This window comes from Micromonospora sp. WMMD737 (assembly GCF_049179055.1).
Classification (GTDB): domain Bacteria; phylum Actinomycetota; class Actinomycetes; order Mycobacteriales; family Micromonosporaceae; genus Micromonospora; species Micromonospora reichwaldensis.
Window position 1 is genome coordinate 4,420,937 of sequence record NZ_JBMHMH010000001.1, and the last position, 21,350, is coordinate 4,442,286.

At 73.4% G+C, this 21,350-nt stretch carries 18 protein-coding genes; 6 read left to right on the forward strand and 12 right to left on the reverse strand.

The genetic code is table 11. The features are described from left to right. Positions 1 to 31: 31 nt before the first annotated feature. Positions 32 to 994, reverse strand: coding sequence for an EamA family transporter (locus ACN27A_RS19350; RefSeq protein ID WP_421455398.1), 963 nt, complete (start codon positions 992 to 994; stop codon positions 32 to 34). A 75-nt stretch (positions 995 to 1,069) separates the two neighbouring features. Here ACN27A_RS19350 and ACN27A_RS19355 point away from each other — a divergent pair, with 75 nt between their 5' ends. Continuing rightward, positions 1,070 to 1,615 carry a CGNR zinc finger domain-containing protein gene (locus ACN27A_RS19355; RefSeq protein ID WP_421455401.1) on the forward strand — a complete coding sequence of 182 codons (546 nt, stop codon included), beginning with the start codon at positions 1,070 to 1,072 and terminating at the stop codon, positions 1,613 to 1,615. Between the two features lie 306 nt (positions 1,616 to 1,921). Here the strand turns inward: ACN27A_RS19355 and ACN27A_RS19360 are convergent, their stop codons facing one another. Both ACN27A_RS19360 and ACN27A_RS19365 read right to left on the reverse strand, forming a co-directional pair. Further along, positions 1,922 to 3,331 carry a class II fumarate hydratase gene (locus tag ACN27A_RS19360; RefSeq protein ID WP_421455404.1) on the reverse strand — a complete coding sequence of 470 codons (1,410 nt, stop codon included), beginning with the start codon at positions 3,329 to 3,331 and terminating at the stop codon, positions 1,922 to 1,924. A gap of 46 nt (positions 3,332 to 3,377) precedes the next feature. Then, entirely contained in the window at positions 3,378 to 6,359 is a 2,982-nt protein-coding gene (locus ACN27A_RS19365; protein WP_421455406.1) for an AfsR/SARP family transcriptional regulator, read from the reverse strand. 273 nt (positions 6,360 to 6,632) lie between these two features. On the opposite strand from ACN27A_RS19365, the gene ACN27A_RS19370 reads away from it, so the two are divergent. Further along, positions 6,633 to 8,474, forward strand: a complete 1,842-nt coding sequence (locus tag ACN27A_RS19370) for a hypothetical protein (RefSeq protein WP_421455409.1) — start codon at positions 6,633 to 6,635, stop codon at positions 8,472 to 8,474. A gap of 60 nt (positions 8,475 to 8,534) precedes the next feature. Here the strand turns inward: ACN27A_RS19370 and ACN27A_RS19375 are convergent, their stop codons facing one another. The 3 genes from ACN27A_RS19375 to ACN27A_RS19385 all read right to left on the reverse strand — a co-directional run bounded on the left by ACN27A_RS19375 (position 8,535) and on the right by ACN27A_RS19385 (position 12,296). Continuing rightward, positions 8,535 to 10,202, reverse strand: a complete 1,668-nt coding sequence (locus ACN27A_RS19375) for a fumarate hydratase (protein WP_421455411.1) — start codon at positions 10,200 to 10,202, stop codon at positions 8,535 to 8,537. Positions 10,203 to 10,269: 67 nt separating this feature from the next. Continuing rightward, entirely contained in the window at positions 10,270 to 11,694 is a 1,425-nt protein-coding gene (locus ACN27A_RS19380; protein WP_421455413.1) for a PQQ-binding-like beta-propeller repeat protein, read from the reverse strand. 113 nt (positions 11,695 to 11,807) lie between these two features. After that, positions 11,808 to 12,296: an Lrp/AsnC family transcriptional regulator gene (locus tag ACN27A_RS19385; RefSeq protein ID WP_132239914.1), complete on the reverse strand. Its 489-nt coding sequence runs from the start codon at positions 12,294 to 12,296 to the stop codon at positions 11,808 to 11,810. Between the two features lie 167 nt (positions 12,297 to 12,463). Between ACN27A_RS19385 and hppD the strand changes: the two genes are divergently transcribed. From hppD to hisC, 4 genes are read left to right on the forward strand one after another with little or no spacing between them, the layout of a single operon-like run. Further along, complete coding sequence (gene hppD, locus ACN27A_RS19390) at positions 12,464 to 13,669, forward strand: 4-hydroxyphenylpyruvate dioxygenase (protein ID WP_357578618.1); 1,206 nt, start codon at positions 12,464 to 12,466, stop codon at positions 13,667 to 13,669. 11 nt (positions 13,670 to 13,680) lie between these two features. Next, positions 13,681 to 14,406: an RDD family protein gene (locus ACN27A_RS19395; RefSeq protein ID WP_421455417.1), complete on the forward strand. Its 726-nt coding sequence runs from the start codon at positions 13,681 to 13,683 to the stop codon at positions 14,404 to 14,406. Positions 14,407 to 14,428: 22 nt separating this feature from the next. After that, positions 14,429 to 15,487 carry an RDD family protein gene (locus tag ACN27A_RS19400; protein WP_421455420.1) on the forward strand — a complete coding sequence of 353 codons (1,059 nt, stop codon included), beginning with the start codon at positions 14,429 to 14,431 and terminating at the stop codon, positions 15,485 to 15,487. Then, positions 15,484 to 16,587, forward strand: coding sequence for a histidinol-phosphate transaminase (gene hisC, locus ACN27A_RS19405; protein ID WP_421455423.1), 1,104 nt, complete (start codon positions 15,484 to 15,486; stop codon positions 16,585 to 16,587). The genes ACN27A_RS19400 and hisC overlap by 4 nt, the downstream gene beginning before the upstream one ends. A 49-nt stretch (positions 16,588 to 16,636) precedes the next feature. Here hisC and ACN27A_RS19410 read toward each other — a convergent pair whose 3' ends face one another. The 6 genes from ACN27A_RS19410 to ACN27A_RS19435 all read right to left on the reverse strand — a co-directional run bounded on the left by ACN27A_RS19410 (position 16,637) and on the right by ACN27A_RS19435 (position 21,266). Then, entirely contained in the window at positions 16,637 to 17,731 is a 1,095-nt protein-coding gene (locus ACN27A_RS19410) for a hypothetical protein (protein ID WP_421455425.1), read from the reverse strand. A 25-nt stretch (positions 17,732 to 17,756) separates the two neighbouring features. Then, positions 17,757 to 18,299, reverse strand: coding sequence for a hypothetical protein (locus tag ACN27A_RS19415; RefSeq protein WP_421455428.1), 543 nt, complete (start codon positions 18,297 to 18,299; stop codon positions 17,757 to 17,759). A gap of 59 nt (positions 18,300 to 18,358) precedes the next feature. Then, positions 18,359 to 18,892, reverse strand: a complete 534-nt coding sequence (locus ACN27A_RS19420; RefSeq protein WP_421455430.1) for a hypothetical protein — start codon at positions 18,890 to 18,892, stop codon at positions 18,359 to 18,361. Between the two features lie 82 nt (positions 18,893 to 18,974). After that, positions 18,975 to 20,255 (reverse strand): PQQ-binding-like beta-propeller repeat protein, encoded by a 1,281-nt coding sequence (locus ACN27A_RS19425; protein WP_421455432.1) that lies wholly within the window; start codon positions 20,253 to 20,255, stop codon positions 18,975 to 18,977. Between the two features lie 222 nt (positions 20,256 to 20,477). Continuing rightward, the gene (locus tag ACN27A_RS19430; RefSeq protein ID WP_421455435.1) at positions 20,478 to 20,954 is read right to left on the reverse strand and encodes an SRPBCC family protein; all 477 of its coding nucleotides are present in this window, start codon (positions 20,952 to 20,954) and stop codon (positions 20,478 to 20,480) included. A gap of 102 nt (positions 20,955 to 21,056) precedes the next feature. Next, entirely contained in the window at positions 21,057 to 21,266 is a 210-nt protein-coding gene (locus ACN27A_RS19435; protein WP_357578625.1) for a DUF397 domain-containing protein, read from the reverse strand. Between the last annotated feature and the right edge of the window lie 84 nt (positions 21,267 to 21,350).

The window sequence follows — 21,350 nt, forward strand, 5'->3', positions numbered from 1 at the left end:
GTGGTGGGCGCCGTCGGGCGGCCCGGTCGAGTCACGGCAGGGCGGGCTCGGCGGCCTGCGGCCGTGGGTCGTCGGCACGGGGAGCGCGCAGCTCGTCGACGCGTACCAGGGCGACACCGGCGACGATCAGAGCGCCGCCGAGCAGTTGCACCACGGTGGGCAGTTCACCCAGCACCAGCCAGGCGATCAGCACGGCGAACATCACCTCGGTCAGCCCGACGAACGACGACAGCCGGGCGCCGAGGACCCGGGTGCCGGCGATCCCGGCGAGGTACGCGACGACGGCGGCGACCAGCGACAGGCCGATCACCGGCACCAGCCAACTGGTGCGCTGCCCGGCGAAGGTGACCTCGCCGAGGGACACCCGCAGCGGCAGCGCGCCGGCGGCGCCGAGCAGCAGCAGGACGGCGGCCCCGACGGCCATGCCGCCGCTGGCCATGGCCACCGAGGGCAGCTCCTCGTCGACCCGCCCCGCGAGCACGAAGTAGCCGGCGAGGCCGACCGCCGCCCCGAGCCCCCAGAGCACGCCCACCGGGTCGAGCCCGCCGGCGCCGGTCAGGTCCAGGACGAAGAACAGGCCGGCGAGGGCCGCCACCGAGCCGACGACGGTCAGCCGGCGGGGACGCTGCCGGTGGACCAGCCACATCCAGCCCACCACCAGGACGATCCCGAGGTACTCCAGCAGCAGCGCGACGCCGACCGGCAGGTAGCGGACCGCGTTGAAGAAGCAGACCTGGGCCGTGGCGACCCCGAGCAGCCCGAACACGCCGATCGCGGCGAGATTGCGGCGCAGCACGCCCCACCTGCCGCGCAGGGACAGCACGGCCGGGACCGCCACGACCAGCGCGGCGACGCCGACCCGGGCGGCCACGGCGGCTTCGGCCGACCAGCCGGCGTCGATGAGGGACCGGGCGAACGTGCCGGACGTGGCGAAGGTGACGGCGGAGAGCAGGGCAAGGCCGAGGCCGAGCCCGGCGGCGGGTGGTTGACGCATCGATCCGCTCCCACTGTCACGAGTAAACTGCCACTATGCTCATGACGCTAGGCGGACACCGCGACAGGAGTCAAGTTGCTCTTCACCCATGACACGGAATGCTCCCTGACTGCCATGGCCGCGCTGGTCAACACCGACGGCCGCGCCGGTGAGGGCCTGCCCGACGTCGCCGCCCTGGATGCGTTCTTCGTCGCCCACACCTACAGCGGGCGGCACGAGCACAGCGAGGACGAACTGCGGGCGGTACGCGACCTCCGACCCCGGCTGCGCCTCGTCTGGTACGCCGACACCGAGGGGATCGTCGCCATCGTCAACGGGCTGCTGCGCGAGAACGACGCGTTGCCTCAGCTCATCACGCACGACGACGAGCCGTACCACATCCACGCCGTGCCGCGTGACGCGCCGCTGGCGACCCGGATGGCCGTCGAGGCCGCGATGGCGCTGGCGGATCTCGTACGCACCGGCGAGCTGCGCCGGCTGCGGATCTGCGACCACCCGGACTGCGAGAACGTGCTGGTCGACCTGTCGAAGAACCGGTCCCGACGGTTCTGCGACGCGGGCTGCGGCAACCGCGCCGCCGTCACCGCCTACCGCGCCCGCAAGACCGCCAGCCGGCACTGAGCCGACCACGCGCACCGCCGGCACTGCGCCCCCCGGCGCCCACCGGAAGTGTTTCCATGCCCTGTCGAGCTGCCCCATCTGTGCGACCGGGCGGACCTGGCGCCACTCTGGTCGGTGCGGACACCGGCCGTCGCGCGCCACCAAGGCGTAAGACGGACAACTGGTCCTATGCACGGGGCAGCTCGACAGTGATGCGACGCCCAGCCTCAGGCCGAGCCGAGCCGAGCCAAACCGAGCCAGGCCAGGCCGAGCCAGGCCGAGCCAGGCCGAGCCAGGCCGAGCCAGGCCGAGCCAGCCGGGCCGGGTTCAGGGGTGGGTCATCCGGAGCAGGTCGAGTGCCTCGTCGAGCTGGGTCTCGCTGAGCTTGCCCGAGTCGACGTGCCCCCGGGAGACGACCACCTCGCGGATCGATACCTGCTTGGCCAGCGCCTCCTTGGCGATGGAGGCGGCCTCGTCGTACCCGAGGTAACGGTTGAGCGGGGTGACGATCGACGGCGAGCCCTCCGCGTACGCCAGGCAGACCTCGGCGTCCGCGACCAGGCCGACCACCAGTCGGTCGGCGAAGAGCCGGCTCGACGCGGCGAGCAGGCGGACCGACTCCAGCAGGTTGCGGCCCATCACGGGGAGCATGACGTTCAGTTCGAAGTCGCCCTGGGAGCCGGCGAACCCGACGGCGGCGTCGTTGCCGATCACCTGGGCACAGACCTGCCGCACCGCCTCCGCGACCACCGGGTTGACCTTGCCGGGCATGATCGACGAGCCGGGCTGGAGGTCGGGGATGCGCAGCTCGCGCAGCCCGGCGCGGGGGCCGGAGCCCATCCAGCGGATGTCGTTGGCGATCTTGTAGAGACCGATGGCGACCGTACGCAGCTGCCCGGAGGTCTCCACCAGCGCGTCCCGGGCGCCCTGCGCCTCGAAGTGGTTGCGCGCCTCGGTCAGCGGCAGCCCGGTCGAGCCACGCAGCTTCTCGATGACCTTCGCCGCGAAGCCGAGCGGGGTGTTGATGCCGGTGCCCACCGCCGTGCCGCCCAGCGGCAGCTCGGCCAGCCGGGGCAGCGCCCCCTCCAGCCGCTCGATGCCGTAGCGGACCTGGGCGGCGTACCCGCCGAACTCCTGCCCGAGGGTGACCGGGGTGGCGTCCATCAGGTGCGTACGCCCGGCCTTCACCACGGTCTCGAACTCCGCCGCCTTGCCCTCCAGCGCCTCCGCCAGGTGGGCCAGCGCGGGCAGCAGGTCCCGCGCGACCGCCTCGGTGGCGGCCAGGTGGATCGAGGACGGGAAGACGTCGTTGCTGGACTGGGAGGCGTTCACGTCGTCGTTCGGGTGCACGTCCCGGCCCAGCTCCCGGCTGGCCAGCGTGGCGATGACCTCGTTGGTGTTCATGTTCGACGACGTGCCGGACCCGGTCTGGAACACGTCGATCGGGAACTGGTCGTCGTAGCCGCCGTCGGCCACGTGCGCGGCGGCGGCGGCGATGGCCGCGGCCACGTTCGCGTCGATCACGCCCAGCTCGCCGTTGACCTCGGCCGCCGCCCCCTTGATCTGGGCCAGCGCCCGGATCTGGGCCGGCTCGATGCCCCGGCCGGAGATCGGGAAGTTCTGCACCGCGCGCTGGGTCTGCGCCCGCCACAGCGCCTCGGCGGGCACCTCCACCTCGCCCATCGAGTCGCGTTCGATCCGGTAACCCGTCGCCTCTGGAGTCGTCACGCGTACCATCCTGCCGCGCCGCGCGCCGACGTGCAGATGATCGCGGCGAGCCGGGTCAGCGCAGCTCGGCCAGCAGCCGGGAAACCTCGTGCCGCTCCGGCGCCTCCATCTGCCGGTACAAGGCGAGCGCCCGGGTCCAGTGCGACCGGGCCGCAACCGGGTCGTCCGCCCGCAGGCAGCGGGCGATCCCGTCCAACGCCCGGGCCTGCTCGTACCGGGCGTTGAGCGCGGTGGCGTCGCGCAGCACGCGGTGGTGCAGGTCCAGCGCGCTGGGCAGATCGCCCTGGTGGAGGAGGGCACGGGCCAGCAGGTTGCGCGAGGCGCACTGGCCGATCCGATCCCCCGCCTCACTGATGGCGATCAGCGCCTCCCGATGCAGGGCGGCGGCCTCGTGGGGCCGCCCCGCCCGGCGTTCCATCACGCCGATCTCGTTGAGCACCTCGCCCTCGCCGAACCGGTTGCCGGATCGACGCTTCAGCGTCAGCGCGACCCGCAGCAGCCGGCGAGCCGGTTCGACGTCACCCATCCGGTGCCGGATGACCCCGATGTGCCCCAGCGCGTTCTCCAGGTGGCGAGGGTCGTCGACCTGGCGGGCCAGCAGGAGATGCCGTCTGCTCGTACGCAGGGCCTCGTCGTAGCGGCCCCAGTTCAGCAGGGTGTAGGAGAGGTTGTTGAGCAGGTTGGCCAGCTCCCCGAACTCGCCAGGTCCACGCATCAGCTCCAGCGCGGCGTCGAAGCACTCCCTGCCCCGCCGGTACTCGCCGACGGCCCCGTACAGACCCCCGAGGTTCCACAGCGTGTTCCACAGCTCGCGCCAGAGCCCGAGGCGCCGCCGCAGGTCGACCGACACCTCCATCAGCCGGATCGCCTCGGGGAACCGGGCCAACCGGTAGAACGCGGAGGAGAGATAGTTCAGCATCGTCGCGACTGCCGCGTCGTCGCCCAGTCGCTCCGCGGCCCGCAGCCCGATGGTGTGCTGCTCGATCAGCTCGTCCAGGTGGCCACCGTCGAAGTGGGAGCGCCAGCACGCGCGGGCCAGTTGCCAGCACTGCCGGGGATGGCCCTCCGCCTCGGCCAGCCGGACCAGAGCGGTCAACGCCGCCCGGTTCTCCTCGAACCAGGCGGCCCCCTGCTCGGCCGACGCGGCGACCAGCTCGGGCCGGGCGGGCTCGGGCAGGGTGAAGAGCCCCCGGCTGCCCGCCGACCCGGTGCGGTCGCCGATGGCCGCCGCCACGTACAGGTGGTGGTCGAGCAGGCGTTCCAGGCCACCGCTGCGCTCCGCGGCCTGGTCCGGTTCGGCCAGCAGCTGCCGGGCGTACTCGCGGACCAGGTCGTGCAGGCTGAACCGGCCCGGCTCGGGTTCGTCGGCCAGGTTCGCGTCCACCAGCTCGTCCAGCAGATCCTGCGTCTCACGGATCGGAAGATCGACCAACGCGGCGGCGACCTGTCCGTCGAACCGGACGCCGGGATGCAACCCGAGGAGTCGGAACAGCCGCTGCGCGGCCGGAGAGACCTGGGCGTACGACAGGGCGAAGGCGTCGCCCACCGAGCGCTGCCCCGCCACGAACTCGGCCAGCGGGCTGGGGGCAGCGGCCAGGCGGTCCACCAGGTCCGTGATCCGCCACCGTGGCCGGTGGGCCAGCCGGGCGCCGGCCAGCCGGATGGCCAGCGGCAGGTAGCCGCACCGCCGGACGACCTCGACGGCCGCCTCGGGCTCGTCGGCGACCCGATTCCCGCCCGCCACCCGGCCCAGCAGCTCGACCGCGTCGTCCGCGTCCAGCACCGGCAACGAGCAGGGCCGCCCCTCGTCCAGGCCGACCAGCCTGCGACGACTGGTGACGATGGTCAGACAGTGGGGACCGTTGGGCAGCAGCGACGCCGCCTGGTCGGCGCTGGCCGCGTTGTCCAGGAGCACCAGCGCCCGGCGGCCGGCCAGCTCGGTACGCCACAGCGCGAGCCGGTCGTCCGGGTCCAGCGGAATCCGCTCCGCGGGCACGCCGAGCTGCCGCAGCAGTGTGGCCAGCGCGGCGGCCGGAGCCAGCGGCGTCCGCTCGCTGTGGCCGTGCAGGTCGATGAAGAGCTGTCCGTCCGGAAAGCGCTCCGCCAGCCGGTTGGCCAGGTGGACGGCGAGGGTGGTCTTGCCGCTGCCCGCCATCCCGTCGATCAGGAGGACCGGGACGTGGTCCTCCTCGATCTCCTTGAGCAACCGGATGATCGTCTGCTGATGCCCGGTGAAGTCGCTGATCGCCCGGGGCAGGCAGCGAACCGGGACCGACGGCGACCGGTCCGCCACGGCAAGCGCCAGATCGCCGGCGAGGACCCGCTGGTGCAGCGCCTGCAACGCGGGGCCCGGCTCGATGCCCAGTTCCTCGGCGTGGATCCGTCGCCCGTCCCGGTAGACGGTGAGGGCGTCGGCCTGCCGGCCGACGGCGGAGAGGGCGAGCATCAGCTGGGCGCGCAGCCGCTCCCGCAGCGGGTTCCGTTCGACGCTCTCGGTCAGCTCGTCGAGCAGCCCGGCGGCGTTGCCGAGACGAAGCTCGAGGTCGACACGTTCCTCCAGCACCGCCAGCCGCTGCTCGTCGAGGGTCTGCGCCCGGCGGCGTACGCTCCGGCTCGCGATTCCGCTCAGCGCCGGGCCGCGCCAGAGCGCCAGCGCGGCGCGGAAGTGCCGACTGGCCTCGACGAGCTGGTTGGCGGCGCGGGCGGCGCGGGCGGCCTCGACCTCGTGAGCGAAGACCTTGACGTCCAGGTCCGTGGTCTCGACCCGGATCCCGTAGCCGACCGGGTCGGTCACGATGATCTCGGTCGGCGGGCCGTGGCCGGCGAGGCGGCTTCGCAGTCGCGAGACGCAGATCTGCAACTGGGTGCGGGCGGTGGCCGGAGGTCGCTCCTCCCAGACGGCGTCGATCAACTCGTCGAAGGGCACGACGTCACCGGCCCGCAACAGCAGCATGGCGAGGACGACCCGGTCGCGACCTGCGGTGACGGTGGCGTCCCCACCGCCGACGCGCAGAGGCCCCAAGATCCCGAACCGCATCTGCCCCCTCGCCCGATCTGGCGCAACTTCCACAGGGTAGCCCGGCGGTCACGGACCGCCGGGCGGAGCCGATAGCGATCCGATAGCGGATCGACAGCCCTCGCGTCGACACTTGTCAGCGGGTTGCCGTCGACGGCAACCGACGGGGGCGGTGCGCCCGCCTACTCCTCAGGGGCGGGCGCACCGACGTCGCTCGAAAGTGGAGCGCGTTCCCCATGGTCACCCACCTAGGATCGTGGGATCGGCTCCACTCCCATCGGAGGGTCTTTCACCTTGCACGAAGAACGGGGTTCCACCGGCGTGCCCGCCGTACGCCGCACGCGCGCTCCGCGCCGGCTCCTGGCCACCGGCCTCGCCGCCCTGCTCACCGCCGCCAGCGTCCTGGTCGTTACCGCCGCGCCGGCAACCGCCGGGCCGAGCCGGTTCATCCTGCCGACCAGCGGCAGTTGGACCGACGCCCGCCAGCCGTCGACCGCTTCCCCCGAGACCGACGGCACCGTGCCGGTCGGCACCTGGAAGTCCGGCGACGACAAACACACCTCGCGGGCCTACTTCACCTACGACCTCTCTCCGTTCCAGGGCAAGCGCATCATCCGTGCCCTCGGTGTCACCGAGGAGACGGCGGTCAACGACTGCTCGAAGCCACGGGAGATCGAGCTGTGGCGCACCGACGTACCGACCAGCGCACCGACCTGGAAGACGTCACCCACAGTCCGAGAGAAGATCGCTGACATCGCGCCGACCGCTCCTTGCCAGGGACAGCTGGAAGTGCTGCTCACCGAGGCGGTGCAGCAGGCGGTCGAGGCCGGACAGACCTCGATCACCTTCATGACGCGGATCGCCGGCAACCACGAGAGCAAGCTGCCCTACGGTCGCTGGATCAGGGAACTCGGCATCTCCATCGACGCGAACACGCCGCCGGACGTACCGACCGAGCTGGGAATCAACGGGTACCCCTACGCCTGCGAGTCGCAGATCGGCACGACCACGCCGTACCTGGCGGTGAAGGTCACCGACCCGGACGCGGGACCGTCGAACACCGAGCCGGTGACCGCCACCTTCGCCTGGTGGCCGGTGGACGACCCCACCATGCGGACCGAGTGGACATCCCCGGCCAAGGCCGCCGGGTCGATCTTCCGGTACGACGTTCCGGCCGATCAGATGGCCGACGGGAGGTACGCCTTCGCCGTCCGCGCCACGGACGGGGTCGGCAACACCTCCGCCTGGTCGGCGGAGTGCCGGTTCACCGTCGACACCACCAGCCCCACCCCGCCGACGGTCAGCTCCACGGACTACCCGGCCGACGACGGCTGGTACGGCGGTCCCGGCGTCCCGGGCCAGTTCACCTTCTCGGCCGGCGGCGACACCGACGCGGTGAAGTTCCGCTACAGCCTGTCCGGGCAGCCGACGACCGAGGTGGCGGCCGACGCGCCGGGCGGCTCGGCGACCGTCACCATCACCCCGGACCGGGACGGACCCAGGACGCTCAGCGTCGAGGCGATGGACCTCGCGGGCAACCGCTCCCCCGCCACGAGCTACGTGTTCCGGGTGCGCACCACCAGCCCGACGATCACCGACGCCAACCCGACGGCCGGGTACGGCCAGCCGCGCACCCTGACGTTCGCGCCCCGCATGGAGGACGTCGTCGAGTACACGTACCGGCTCGACGACGGGCCGGAGCAGACCGTGGCGGCGGCCGCCGACGGCACTGCCACGGTCACGATCACGCCGGCGAAGCCGGGCTACACCACGGTGTACGTGCGCAGCCGGACGGCCGGTGACCTGCCGTCCGGCGAGGGCAGCTACCGGTTCCACCTGGCGACCAAGCCCACGGTCAGCTCGGTCGAGTACCCGATCAACAAGTTCCAGGGGGCGGTCGCCGGCACGCCGGGGACGTTCGTCTTCCAGGCCGGCATGCCCGGGGTGACGGAGTTCGTCTACTCCCTCGACGGTCAGCCGGCGCAGACGGTCGCGGCGGGCGCCGACGGGTCGGCGTCGGTGGCTTACACCCCCATGACCGCCGGAATCCGCCGGGTCACCGTCTACACGCGGACCGGCGACGGGACCGTGTCGGAGACCTTCAGCGGCACGTTCTACGTCAGCCGGGCGAGCTGACGTAGGAAGACGACGAGGGGCGCCGGGCCACTGCTCGGCGCCCCTTCGCGTACGCGTGGATCAGCGGCGACCGACGGTCAGCACCGGCTTGGTGACCTCGGCGAAGAAGTCGTTGCCCTTGTCGTCGACCACGATGAAGGCCGGGAAGTCCTCCACCTCGATCTTCCAGACCGCCTCCATGCCCAGCTCCGCGTATTCGAGGACCTCGACGTGCTTGATGCAGTCCTGCGCGAGCCGGGCGGCCGGGCCGCCGATCGAGCCGAGGTAGAAGCCGCCGTGCTGCTGGCAGGAGCGGGTGACCTGGGCGGAGCGGTTGCCCTTGGCGAGCATTACCTGTGAGCCGCCCGCGGCCTGGAACTTCTCCACGTACGCGTCCATCCGGCCGGCGGTGGTCGGGCCGAACGAGCCGGACGCGTAGCCCTCCGGGGTCTTGGCGGGGCCGGCGTAGTAGACCGCGTGGTCGCGCAGGTACTGCGGCATCGGCTCGCCGGCGTCCAGCCGCTCGGCGATCTTGGCGTGCGCGATGTCGCGGGCCACGACGAGCGGACCGGTCAGCGACAGCCGGGTCTTCACCGGGTACTTCGACAGCTCGGCGCGGATCTCGTCCATCGGCCGGTTGAGGCCGACGCGGACCACCTCGGACGCGTCGAGGGTCTCGTCGGTGACGTCGGGCAGGAAGCGCGCCGGGTCGGTCTCGAGCCGCTCCAGCCACACGCCCGACGGGGTGATCTTGGCGACCGCCTGCCGGTCGGCGGAGCAGGAGACGGCGATCGCCACCGGGCATGAGGCGCCGTGCCGGGGCAGCCGGACCACCCGCACGTCGTGGCAGAAGTAGCGCCCGCCGAACTGCGCGCCGATGCCGAAGTTGCGGGTCAGCTCCAGCACCTCCGCCTCCAGCTCCAGGTCGCGGAAGCCGTGCGCGCTCATCGAGCCGGAGGTGGGCAGCGCGTCGAGGTACTTGGCGCTGGCGTACTTGGCGGTCTTCAGCGCGTACTCGGCGGAGGTGCCGCCGATGACGATGGCGAGATGGTACGGCGGGCAGGCGGCGGTGCCGATCAGCCGCAGCTTCTCCTCCAGGAACTGCATCATGCGCGTGGGGTTCAGCAGCGCCTTGGTCTCCTGGTAGAGGTACGACTTGTTCGCCGAGCCGCCACCCTTGGCCATGAAGAGGAACTTGTACGCGTCGGGCTGCCCGTCCGGGTCCTCCGCGTAGAGCTCGACCTGTGCCGGCAGGTTGCTGCCGGTGTTGCGCTCCTCCCACATGGTCAGCGGGGCGAGCTGCGAGTAGCGCAGGTTGAGCCGGGTGTAGGCCTGGTAGACGCCGCGCGAGACGGCCTCGGCGTCGCTGCCGTCGGTGAGCACGTGCCGGCCGCGCTTGCCCATCACGATGGCGGTGCCGGTGTCCTGGCACATCGGCAGCACGCCGCCGGCCGCGATGTTGGCGTTGCGCAGCAGGTCGAGCGCGACGAACCGGTCGTTCGGCGAGGCCGCCGGATCGTCGATGATCGCCCGCAGCTGGGCCAGGTGCGCGGGGCGCAGGTAGTGCGCGATGTCGTGCATCGCCTCGGCGGTCAGCGCGGTGAGCGCGGTCGGCTCCACGGTGAGGAACCGGCGACCCCCCGGCCCGTTGACGACGTCGACGCCCTCGTCGGTGACCAGGCGGTATTCCGTCTGGTCCGGGCCGGTCGGCAGCAAGGGGGCGTACGAGAACGCGGCGGCACTGCTCATGAGCGGAAAGCCTAGGGCAGAAGGGTCGATCAGTCCCACCCGCCGGGTGGGTCCTGGGACGACGCTCTCACCCGGGGCAGAGCTCCCGCTTCGGACCGCAGCTGTCCTCCGGCCCGGGTACGCCCGCCGTGCCGCCGGGACCGGGTACGCCGCCGTCGCGCGGCGGGACGGGGGCGCCCCGCGCGCCGCCGAAGCGGACGTAGCCGATCTCCCGCCCCTCGCCGATGATCATGCCCCTCGGGCCGACCGCGAGGGCGTTCGCGGAGGTGCGCAGGCTCACCAGTTCCCGCCCGGTACGCGGGTCCAGCGCCACCAGCCGGGACGGCTTCTCGTCGGCGATCACGGCCGCGTACGGGGTGAGCGCCGCGCCGGCCTTCGGCCCGGTCGGACGGGTCCACCGGACGCGCCCGGCGCCCAGCTCCCGGCCGACCACCGCGCGCTTGTCGGCCGGCCGGACCAGGGCGTACCGGTCGTCGACGGCGAGCAGTTTCTCCCCGGCGGAGGTGACCAGCAGCAGCCGCCCGTCGTAGCCGTCGAGGACCGCCTCGCGCGCGTCCGGGGCCACCCCGATCAGCACGTTGCGCGCGCCGTGCGGGTCCTCCCGCTGCACGCAGCCGGCGTTGTCGGCGGTCCGCAGGTTGATCCCGGCCCGCTGCCACGTCTCCTGGCCGGTCGCCGCGTCCCGGCCGGAGATGGCGAAGTAGCAGGTGCCGTCCTGGGAGCGGGCCGTGATCCGCAGCAGCCGGCCGCCGACCACCGACAGCCGTTCGTCCCGGCCGGGCTCGACGTCCTGGAGCACCCGCCCGGTGGCGGTGTCGAGGACGTGCACCCGGCCGTCGATGGGGAAGCCGAGCAGCGGCGGTACGGGCTCCGGGCCGGCCACCCCGTCGTCGATGCGGACGGCGTCGAGCCGGCGGGTGTCGAGCAGCCCCGGGTTGTCGCCGAGCAGCCCGCTGCGTACCCCGGGCACGAAGGCCGTCCAGAGCGGGGCGGTGCCGCGCGCGTCCCAGGCGTTCACCGTGCAGTCGGTGGCCTCGACGCAGCGGGCGTCGAGCAGCATGTTGCGGTACGTCCAGACGGCCACCGCGTCGCCGTTGCGCCGCCGGGTGGCCCCGGTCGTCGGGTCCAGCACCTCGTAGCCCTTGACCAGCAGCTTGCCCACGACGACGACGGCGTCCCGGTCGCCGCCGGCCACCGCGGCCCAGTCGGCCTTGCGCTCCCACAGCTGGGCGCCGGTGGCCAGGCTGCGCGCCTCCACGCGGGTGCGCTGCTCGACCACGACGGTCTCGCCGGCGATGGTCACGCTGCGCGGGGTGCCGCCGACGCGCTGCTGCCAGACCACGTCCGGCTCGGAGATGGGCTGGCTCCGGTTCACCCAGTCCCACATCCCGGGGAACGGGTTCCACACTCCGGTCGCGGCGAGCGCGACGACGACGACGAGCGCGAGCAGCAGCCCGCCACGCCACCCCCCGAGGCCGCCCGCCTTCGCCACACGCACACGGTAGCGACGACCGCCGCGCCGCCGCCGTCCCGCGCCGCCGTGTCGCCCCCCTTTCTCGCGCGCCCCGGGGGTAAGGAAGGGCCCCTCCTTACACCCTCAGCTGCTCAGCGCTGGGCGGCGGAGCGGATCAGGGGGAGGGTGCGGTAGGTGATCTGTTCGGCCAGAGCGATGATCGTCGAGGCGCGGCGGATGCCCTCGTACGAGACGATCTGGTCGATGACCCGCTGGAGGTCGGTGTTCGAGCGGGCCACGATCCGGCAGAGCAGGTCGCTGGAGCCGGTGATGGTGTGCGCCTCCAGCACCTCCGGGATCGCGGCCAGGTGCGCGGCGACCAGGTCGTGCCCGTCCCGCTGGCTGATCTCCAGGGTGACGAAGCTGGTCACCCCGAACCCGATCGCCGCCGGGGAGATCTCCGGCCCGAAGCCCGAGATGACGCCCCGCTCGACGAGCTTGTCCAGCCGGGCCTGCACGGTGCCCCGGGCGACCCCGAGGCGCCGGGAGCACTCCAGCACCCCGATCCGTGGTTCCTCGGCGAGCAGTTCGATCAACCGCGCGTCGAGGGCGTCGAGCTGTACACCCTGACCAGCACTCATGGCAGATCACCCTACTGAATGCGCAACCTGACCAGGCGTGGGCGCGACAGTTGCCCAGTGCGGCACTTCCCCGCGATCCTCGCCACAGCACCACAGAACCCGACGCACCACCGCACACGACCGACGGCGGCGGCCACGGGGCCGACCGGAACTTGAGGGAGACCGCGATGACCCAGGCGATCGACCGACCCCAGGCGACCGACGACGTCGACGTCGACGTGCTCGTCGGCGCCGTCGACCACGACATCAGCCGCGACCCGTTCCCGGTCAAGGGCCTCGACCACGTGCACTTCCTGGTGGGCAACGCCAAGCAGGCCGCGCACTACTACTCCACCGCGTTCGGCATGACCTGCGTGGCGTACCGGGGCCCCGAGCAGGGCTACCGGGACCACGCCCAGTACGTGCTGACCAGCGGCTCGGCGCGGTTCGTGCTGACCGGCGCGGTCCGCCCGGACGCCCCGGGCGCCGAGCACGTGACCAGGCACAGCGACGGCGTCTCCGACATCGCGCTGGAGGTGCCGGACGTCGACGCCGCGTACGCGCACGCGACCGCGCAGGGCGCCACCGGCCTGACCGAGCCGCACGACGTCAGCGACGAGCACGGCACCGTCCGGATGGCCTCCATCGCCGCGTACGGCGACACGGCGCACACGCTGGTCGACCGCTCCCGCTACACCGGCCCGTTCCTGCCCGGCTTCGTGGCCCGCAAGCCGATCGTGGACCGGCAGCCGATGATCGACGCCGGCCTCCAGCCGAAGCGCTTCTTCCAGGCCGTCGACCACGTGGTCGGCAACGTCGAGCTCGGCCGGATGGACGAGTGGGTCGAGTTCTACAAGCGCGTCATGGGCTTCTCGAACATGGCCGAGTTCATCGGCGACGACATCGCCACCGACTACTCGGCGCTGATGAGCAAGGTCGTCGCGAACGGCACCCGCAAGGTGAAGTTCCCGCTCAACGAGCCGGCGATCGCCCGCAAGAAGTCGCAGATCGACGAGTACCTGGAGTTCTACCGGGGCCCGGGCGCGCAGCACATCGCCGTGGCCACCAATGACATCCTGGCCAGCGTCGACGCCATGCGCGCCGCCGGCGTCGAGTTCCTCGACACCCCGGACTCGTACTACGACGACCCGGAGCTGCGCGCCCGGATCGGCCAGGTGCGGGTGCCGATCGAGGAGCTGAAGGCCCGCAAGATCCTGGTGGACCGGGACGAGGACGGCTACCTGCTCCAGATCTTCACCAAGCCGGTGCAGGACCGCCCGACGGTCTTCTTCGAGCTGATCGAGCGGCACGGCTCGCTCGGCTTCGGCAAGGGCAACTTCAAGGCGCTCTTCGAGGCCATCGAGCGGGAGCAGGAAGCGCGCGGCAACCTGTAACACTGACGAGCGTGACGCAGCCTCCGACGTACCCGACGCCGCCGGCCGGTGGGCCTCCGCCCGCCGCCGGCGGCTTCGCGCCGCCGTCCGGTCCCTCCAGTCAGGGGTACGCGGTGCCACCGCAACACACCCCGCCCGGTCAGGTCCCGCCCCCGGGCTGGACGCCGCCGCCCCCGGGCTGGGCCGGGCCGCCCCGTCCCGCCCCGCCGCTCGGGCCGGGCGGCCAGCCGCTCGCCAGCTTCGGGGACCGGCTGCTCGCCGCGCTGATCGACGTCGCGCTGAGCACGGCGGTGGCGATGGTCCTCTTCCTGCCGCCGTTCCTGATCCTGATCTGGAACATGATGGACGACCTGACCCGGACCAACCCGGACGGCACCCTCGCCGATCCCGACCCCGCGTCGTTCCTGACCGACTTCATGCTGCCGATCCTGCTGCTCGAACTGGGCCTGATCGTGGTCATGCTCGGGCTCTACTGGCTCTACCACGTGGAGTACATGAAGCGCACCGGGCAGACGTACGGCAAGAAGGTGATGAAGCTGCGGGTCGTGCCGCTCGACCCTGCCGCCACGCTGGACCGGCGGATCGCCGGCAAGCGGTACGCCGTGCAGTACGTCGCCGCCATGTTCCTGCCCGGCCTCAGCTACCTCGACGGGCTCTGGCAGTTGTGGGACAAGCCCTGGCAGCAGTGCCTCCACGACAAGTTCGCCGGCACCGTCGTCGTTAAGGTGTCTGCGTGAGCGAGCGCAGCGAGGCCAGGCCATGAGTGTCGGACCGGGATGGTACGTCGACCCGGCTGATCCGGAGACCCGACGTTACTGGGACGGCGAGGGCTGGATCGGCGCGCCGATCCCCGTCGACGCCACCCCGCCCGAGGGGCCCCCGCCGGCCGAGCCGCCACCCGCACCGACGTCACCCGCCGCCGCGGCGCCCGCGTCGGGTGCCCCCGCGGGCGGGCACCCTCTCCCGGGGCAGCCGCACCCGGGGCAGCCGCACCCGGGGCAGCCGCACCCGGGGCAGCCGCACCCGGGGCAGCCCTATCCCTGGCAGCCGGCCCAGGGGCCCGGCCACCCGCAGGGCCCTCCGCCCGGCTGGCCGCCCGGTGGCGGTCCGCCGCCCGGCTGGCCGCCCGGTGGCTGGCCCGGACGGCCGCCGGAGCCACGCCCACACGGGCTCCCGCTGGCCGGGTTCGGCGCCCGGCTGGTCGCCCGGCTGATCGACTTCACGGTCGTCTTCGCGCTGAACGCCGTGGTCAACGGCTGGTTCGTCTGGCGGCTGGTCGAGGAGGTCACGCCGTACTGGCGGGAGGTGTTCCGGCGGGCGATGGCGGGCGACAGCTCCACCGACAACCTGCCGCAGCCCAGCGAGCAGGCCGGCGGCCTCCAGGTCGTCATCCTGCTGATCGCCACCGCCCTCTGGCTCGCGTACGAGGTGCCGACGACGGCCTCGGGCGGGCAGACCTTCGGCAAGCGGCTGGTGGGCGTCAAGGTGCTGCCGGTGAGCGCGGACGAGCCACTCGGCTTCGGCCGGGCGCTGCGCCGGTGGAACACCCTCGGCCTGCCCACCCTGCTCTGGTACTGCTGCGGCCTGGGCCTGCTGCTCCAGCTCGTCGACGCGCTCTCCCCGCTCTTCGACCACCCGCTGCGCCAGGCACTGCACGACAAGCGGGCGCAGACCGTGGTGGTCCAGCTTCCCCGCGGCAAGCGCGGCACCACGGGCGAGCGCGGCACGCCGGACGACCGCACCGCCACGCGCGAGCCCACCACCACGGACGACCGCACCCCCGACGACCGCACCGACCCCTCGGGAGACACCCCATGACCGACCCCGGACGTCACCAGCCGGAGCTGCGGCTGACCCGCCCCGACCTGGACGCGCTGCCCAACTACGTGCCCGGCCGCAGCCCGGCCGACCTGGCCCGCGAGCTCGGCCTCCCCGAGGCGATCAAGCTGGCCAGCAACGAGGTGCCGTACGGGCCGCTGCCCGGCGTCGTGGAGGCCGTCGCCGGGGCCGTCGCCGGGGTGCACCGCTACCCGGACATGGGCGCGCTGGCGCTGCGCGAGGCCCTGGCCGAGCGGTACGGCGTGCACGTCGACCAGATCGCCACCGGCTGCGGGTCGGTGGCGCTGGCCGAGCACCTCGTCCGGGCCACCTGCCTGCCCGGCGACGAGTTCCTCTACGCGTGGCGCTCCTTCGAGGCGTACCCGATCATCGCGGCGACCAGCGGCGCGACAAGCGTGCGGGTGCCCAACGACGCCGGGCACGGGCACGACCTGGCGGCGATGGCGGCGGCGGTGACCGACCGGACCCGGCTGATCGTGGTCTGCAACCCGAACAACCCCACCGGGACGTCGGTGCGCCGGGCGGAGCTGGACCGGTTCCTGGACACGGTCGGCGAGGACGTGCTCGTCGTGATCGACGAGGCGTACCGGGAGTTCGTCACCGACCCGGACGTGCCGGACGGCCTCACCTACCTCGACCGGCCGAACGTGGTCGTGCTACGCACGCTCTCCAAGGCCTGGGGCCTGGCCGGCCTGCGGATCGGCTTCCTGGTCGGCCAGCCGGCGGTGGCGGCGGCGATCCGCAAGGTCGTGACCCCGTTCTCCAGCAACATGGCCGCGCAGGCGGGCGCGCTCGCCGCGCTGGCCCAGGAGGACGAGGTACGGCGGCGGTGCGCCCTCGTGGTCAGCGAGCGCGACCGCGTCACGGAGGCGCTGCGCAAGCTCGTCGGCGACGTGCCGGACAGCCAGGCGAACTTCGTCTGGCTGCCGTTGGGCGACCGGGCGGTGGACTTCGGCAAGGCGTGCGAGGCGCGGGGCGTGATCGTCCGGCCGTTCGTGGGCGACGGGGTCCGGGTCACCATCGGCACCCCGGCCGAGAACGACGCCTTCCTGGCGGCGGCGGAGACCGCGCTGGCCTGAGACAGGTGCCGGTCCGGTCCGCCATCCCCTCGCGGACCGGACCGGACTCTCAGGCGGCCTCCACCGGTTGCCGGATCCGGGCCCGGCGGCGGTACGCATAGACCGCGAACAGCAGCAGGACCAGTCCCGAGGTGGTCAGCCCTCCGGCGAGCACCTGCCCGGAGCGGTCGACGGCGCTGGTGGCCGCCACCGGTACGGGCCCGAAGCTGACCCTGCCGGTGGCGGAACGCTTCGTCCAGCCGCTGGCCAGGTCGAGCTTCGCGCCCCAGGGGCCGTCCGGCAGCCGGCGGTCCAGGGCGACCCGGACGGTGCTGCTGCCGTCCAGCGCGAGGGTGCCCGCCTCCACCTTCACCGGTCCCACCGAGAGCCCGCCGGGCCCCTCGGTGAGCCGCAGCTCGCCGGCCAGGTCGAGCGCCCGCCTGCCGGTGTTGCGGACCTGCGCGGTGAGGACGGGGGTGCCGTCCTTCTCCCGCTTGCCGGTCAGCGGGCCGATCTCGAAGCCGGAGGGCGGCTCGCCACCCGGCCCGACGGAGAGGTAGACCCGGATCCCGGCCCGGCCGACGTTGCGCACGTTCTGCCCGTCCACGCCGGCGACCTCGGCCCAGACCACCGCGTACCGCTCCCCGGCCTCGGCCTTGCGCGGCACGGTGATGGTGACCAGGGCCTCCACCTCCTCGTCGGGGGCCAGCACCTCCTCCGCCGGCGCGACGTCGATCCAGCTGCTCAGCTCGTTCCCGGTACGGTCCGGGGCGAGGACGAACCCCTTCTTCGTGACGTCGGCGGCGGCGGAGTAGAGGGCTACCGTCCGGCGGATCTCCGAACTGTTCTGCACCATGATCCGCCTCTTGATCGTGGTGCCGGGGCGGACGTGGTCGACGATGTACCTGTGCGCCCGGGTGTCGTCGCGTCGCTCGACGGGGGCGTCGAGCAGGCGTATCCCGACCGTGGTCGACGGCGCGTCCGGGCTCGGCTGCGCCGAGGGGCTGGCGGAGGGCCTGTGCGGGCCCTTCCGTCCCTCCGGCTCGACGGCCGGCACGTCCGCCTCGGGAACCTGCGGCTCGGCGAGCGCCGGCGGGCGGTCGCCGGCCGCCGGCGGGAGCTGTGCGGCCGACGCCGGCGCCCCGGCCGTGACCAGGACGGTCACCGCCAGGGCGAGGGCGCGGGCCCGGTCATGCCACCGAATGGGTGATCACCCCCGTGTAGGTGCCGCCGACGGCGGTCTCCGGGACGGCGATGCGGATGTCCGGCGCCCAGCTGGCGGTGTTGTTGCCGCTACCCGAGGTCTTCGAGAAGGCGGTGCGGGGCACGCTCAGGCTGACCGCTTCGGCCTGGGTGGGCTGGCCGGGCACGAACACGCCGGTGCCGGTGGTGCTGGTCGCTCCGCCCGACCAGTACTCCACCAGGGCCGGCGAGATGGTCTCCTCGGGCGTTCCGCTTCCCGTGCTGAAGGAGCTGGCCGACACCGTGACGGTCCAGGTGGCGTTCAGCGCGGCCCGGCTGTCGGTGACCGTGACGGTGCCGAGTTCGCCGGTGATGACGCCGCCGGAGAAGACGGAGCCGAGGTTCACGGACGCCGGCACGGTGATGTTGAGGTCGGCGGTCGCGACGGTGAAGGTGACGATGGTGTCGCCGGTCGGCGCGGCCGCGGCGGGCGCCGCCAGGGCCACCACGGCGGCCGCGGCGGCGGTCAGGGAAAGAAGTGGCTTCTTCATGAGACGCACGCTAGATGCTGCAACGGGAACAATGACGGAAATTAGAGACAAATCGCCCATCAGGCGACAGAGTGCGTGATCGTGCCGCGGTAGGTTCCCCCGACGATGCCGGCCGGGATGGCGATCCGGATCGTCGGCACCCAGGCCACCCTGTTGTTGCCGTTGCCGGCGGTCTTGCGGAACGCCTCTCGGACGACGTTCAGGGTCACCGCCTGCGCGGAGGTGGGCTGGCCGGGCACCAGCATGCCGCCGCCCGTGCTCCGCGTCGCCGGCCCGGACCAGTACGAGACCCGGTCGTTCGCGATCGTCCGCTGCGCCCCGCCGGCGCCGGTGACGAAGACGGTGGCGGAGACCGTGGCGACCCAGACGTTCGGGTTGACCGAGCCGCGCGAGTCGCGCACCTCGACCTCGCCCAACTGGCGGGTGATGGTGCCGCCGGTGAGCCCGCCGCCGAGATTGACGGAGGCGGGCACCGTGATGTCCACCCCCACGGTCCGGGCCAGCCGGACCGTCCGGCCCGACGGCGCGGCGTCGGCCGGCGAGGCGGTGGCGAGGATCAGGATCGCGCCCAACAGGGCTGCCAGGAAGCGCACAGTGGGACTATAAATAACTTATGTCCGATTTGTCGAGCAGCCGAGCCGGTCGGGGGTGTCACGACGCGACGCGGATCGCCGCTCACGTCGCGGCGAAGACCATCGGCTCCGAGGTCAGGTAGTAGCGCTGGTCGTCCGCCGTCGGGTCGACCGGCTTGCGGAGCCGCTCCACGGCCACGAAACCGCCGGCCGCGTACACCGCGCCGGGCGCCCAGCCGATCCCGTCCGAGCCCACGTTGAGCGCGAAGAAGGACCGCTGCGCCCCCGTCGCCGGGTCCAGCGTCAACAGGTCGTTCGTCTCCGTCAGCAGGTGCACCCGGTCGGGCTGGACGGCGAGCAGCCGCGCCTGCGACAGGCCCGGACGGCGCCACAGCTCCGCGCCCGTACGCGCCGAGCGGCCGAGCGCCACCCCGTCCACGACCGCCACGGCCGTCCCGCCGACGAGTTCGGCGTCCGGCCGGTCCAGGGCCGGGGCGGCGACCGGTTCCCCGGCGCCGAGCAGCCAGCCCCGGCCCGCGTCGTCGCCCGGCCTCGCCGTCCGCAACCCGGTGCACCCCGTCCGGCCGGTGCCGCAGCCCAGCAGGGTCGCCACCAGCTCGTCGCCGGCATTCGGCGGTCGCCAGCGCAGGCCCACCGTCCCGGTCGCGGCGTCGCGGAACTCCACCGTCGCCGGCCCCGCGCAGGAGTCGACGGTGACCAGGTGACCCGACGCGGTCGTGCCGAGCGCGTCCCGGCACCCGGCGACCGTGTCGCCCGGTGGCAGCGTGACGGTGACGTGCGACCGCCACAGTTCGCGGCCGTCGGCCAGGTCCACGGCACGCGCCCACTCCGCCCCGGCCGCCACCACCGCCTGCCGCCCGTCGGGCGCGGGGGCCACGAAGATCCCCTGCGGATCCCAGACGGTCGCCGCGCCGGTGCGCCGGACCGCCCGCTCCCCGACCGGCGCCGGCCCGTCCGCCCGCCAGGCGACCCGGCCCGTCCGCGCGTCCAGCGCCACGAGCCGCCCGTCGGACCAGCGGGTGACCACCGTCGTCCCGCTCGCCACGACCCCGTCGAGCGCCGCCGGCCAGCGGCGATACGACCAGTACGGGGTCGTCCGGTGCCGGCCGTCGACCGGGCGGTCGGCGTAGACCTGGCGGTGTGCCGCGTAGACGCGCAGCCGGCCGTCCACGACGAGCGGGGCGACGGGGAGCCGGCCGATCACGCCGGCCGAGGGGGACGCGGCAGCCGGGTACCCGGCCCGCGCGGGCGTGCTGACCTCGGCGGGGGCGAGCACCCGGTAGACCGTCGCCGCGACGGCGACGGTGCCGAGCAGCGCCGCGACCGCCACCGCGATCCGCCGCCGGCCGTTCGGGAACCCCATGCCGCACCTCCGCCCGGCACCCTACCCAGCGGAGCCGGTCAGGGCCCTGTCAGGTCACCGGCGCCCGGGCGCTCCCACGGTGACGTGCCGGGCATCCACGAAGCGCCCCCGCGTGCGCCTCGGACCAGCCCGACGTGCGCCTCAGGCCGCCCGGCGTGCGTGCCGGACCGCGCGTGTGACGCGGACCGCCCGGCGTGCGCCTCAGGCAGTCAGGCGTGCGCCTCAGGCCGCCTCGGTCGCGTTGGCGGCCGCCGCGGCGGCGGCCAGGTCGGCGAGGTCCTGCCGCAGCGCGCGCTCGACCGCCCGGGCCGCCAGCCCGCCGAGCAGCAGCGCGACCACCCGGCCGTACGGAGCGGTCGGCACCGCCTCCTGCTCGACCGTGACGGCGGTGCAGCCCCGGCGACGCCGCTCGACCGGGCGCAGCGCCCAGGTGATCCGGTAGTCCACGCCGGCGCCCCGGGAGCCGAGCACCAACCGTCGGGGCGGCTCGGCCTCGATGACGAGGAACTCCTCGACCAGCGCGGTGCCGTCGGGCTGGGAACGGGTCTCCCGCCACACGGTGCCGGGGCCGAACGGGCCGGGGGTGAGCACCTCCACCGGCCCGGTGAAGCGCCGGGTGCGGGTGGTCAGGTCGGTCAGCAGCCGCCAAAGGTCGACGTCGTGCGCCTCCACGAACTCCGTGACCGCCACCGTCGACATGCCACCTCCCGTGGCCTCGACGGTACGCCGGGTGAGCGCGGATCGGGGCCCCCGGAGCGGAATTTCCACCGCCGGGAGCCCCGATCCGGAGCGGCCGACCCGTCAGCGACCGAACTGGCCGGCCCGGATCGCGCCGACGAAGGCCGCCCACCCCGGCGGGCTGACCGCCAGCGTGGGGCCCGCCTGGTCCTTGGAGTCGCGTACGCCCACCACGCCGAGGTCGTCGACCAGGTTGTCCGCCACCTCCACGCAGAGGCCCTGGTCGTTGGAGCGGCTGCTGGTACGCCAGACGGCGCCCGGGAGATCGTTCATCGTCGTCACCTTCCTGTCGTCGGTACGCCAACCGGCGGCCGGGCCGGGACCGGAAGGGGGCGCCCGGCCCGGCCCCGGCGCGGC

What these genes read in the sequence shown, in the direction of transcription:
- ACN27A_RS19360 (WP_421455404.1), bottom strand. Translation starts at nt 3,331, where the DNA reads ATGGTACGCGTGACGACTCCAGAGGCGACGGGTTACCGGATCGAACGC.
- hppD (WP_357578618.1), top strand. Translation starts at nt 12,464, where the DNA reads ATGACCCAGGCGATCGACCGACCCCAGGCGACCGACGACGTCGACGTC.
- ACN27A_RS19375 (WP_421455411.1), bottom strand. Translation starts at nt 10,202, where the DNA reads ATGAGCAGTGCCGCCGCGTTCTCGTACGCCCCCTTGCTGCCGACCGGC.
- ACN27A_RS19350 (WP_421455398.1), bottom strand. Translation starts at nt 994, where the DNA reads ATGCGTCAACCACCCGCCGCCGGGCTCGGCCTCGGCCTTGCCCTGCTC.
- ACN27A_RS19435 (WP_357578625.1), bottom strand. Translation starts at nt 21,266, where the DNA reads ATGAACGATCTCCCGGGCGCCGTCTGGCGTACCAGCAGCCGCTCCAAC.
- ACN27A_RS19430 (WP_421455435.1), bottom strand. Translation starts at nt 20,954, where the DNA reads ATGTCGACGGTGGCGGTCACGGAGTTCGTGGAGGCGCACGACGTCGAC.
- ACN27A_RS19385 (WP_132239914.1), bottom strand. Translation starts at nt 12,296, where the DNA reads ATGAGTGCTGGTCAGGGTGTACAGCTCGACGCCCTCGACGCGCGGTTG.
- ACN27A_RS19400 (WP_421455420.1), top strand. Translation starts at nt 14,429, where the DNA reads ATGAGTGTCGGACCGGGATGGTACGTCGACCCGGCTGATCCGGAGACC.
- ACN27A_RS19415 (WP_421455428.1), bottom strand. Translation starts at nt 18,299, where the DNA reads ATGAAGAAGCCACTTCTTTCCCTGACCGCCGCCGCGGCCGCCGTGGTG.
- hisC (WP_421455423.1), top strand. Translation starts at nt 15,484, where the DNA reads ATGACCGACCCCGGACGTCACCAGCCGGAGCTGCGGCTGACCCGCCCC.
- ACN27A_RS19365 (WP_421455406.1), bottom strand. Translation starts at nt 6,359, where the DNA reads ATGCGGTTCGGGATCTTGGGGCCTCTGCGCGTCGGCGGTGGGGACGCC.
- ACN27A_RS19425 (WP_421455432.1), bottom strand. Translation starts at nt 20,255, where the DNA reads ATGGGGTTCCCGAACGGCCGGCGGCGGATCGCGGTGGCGGTCGCGGCG.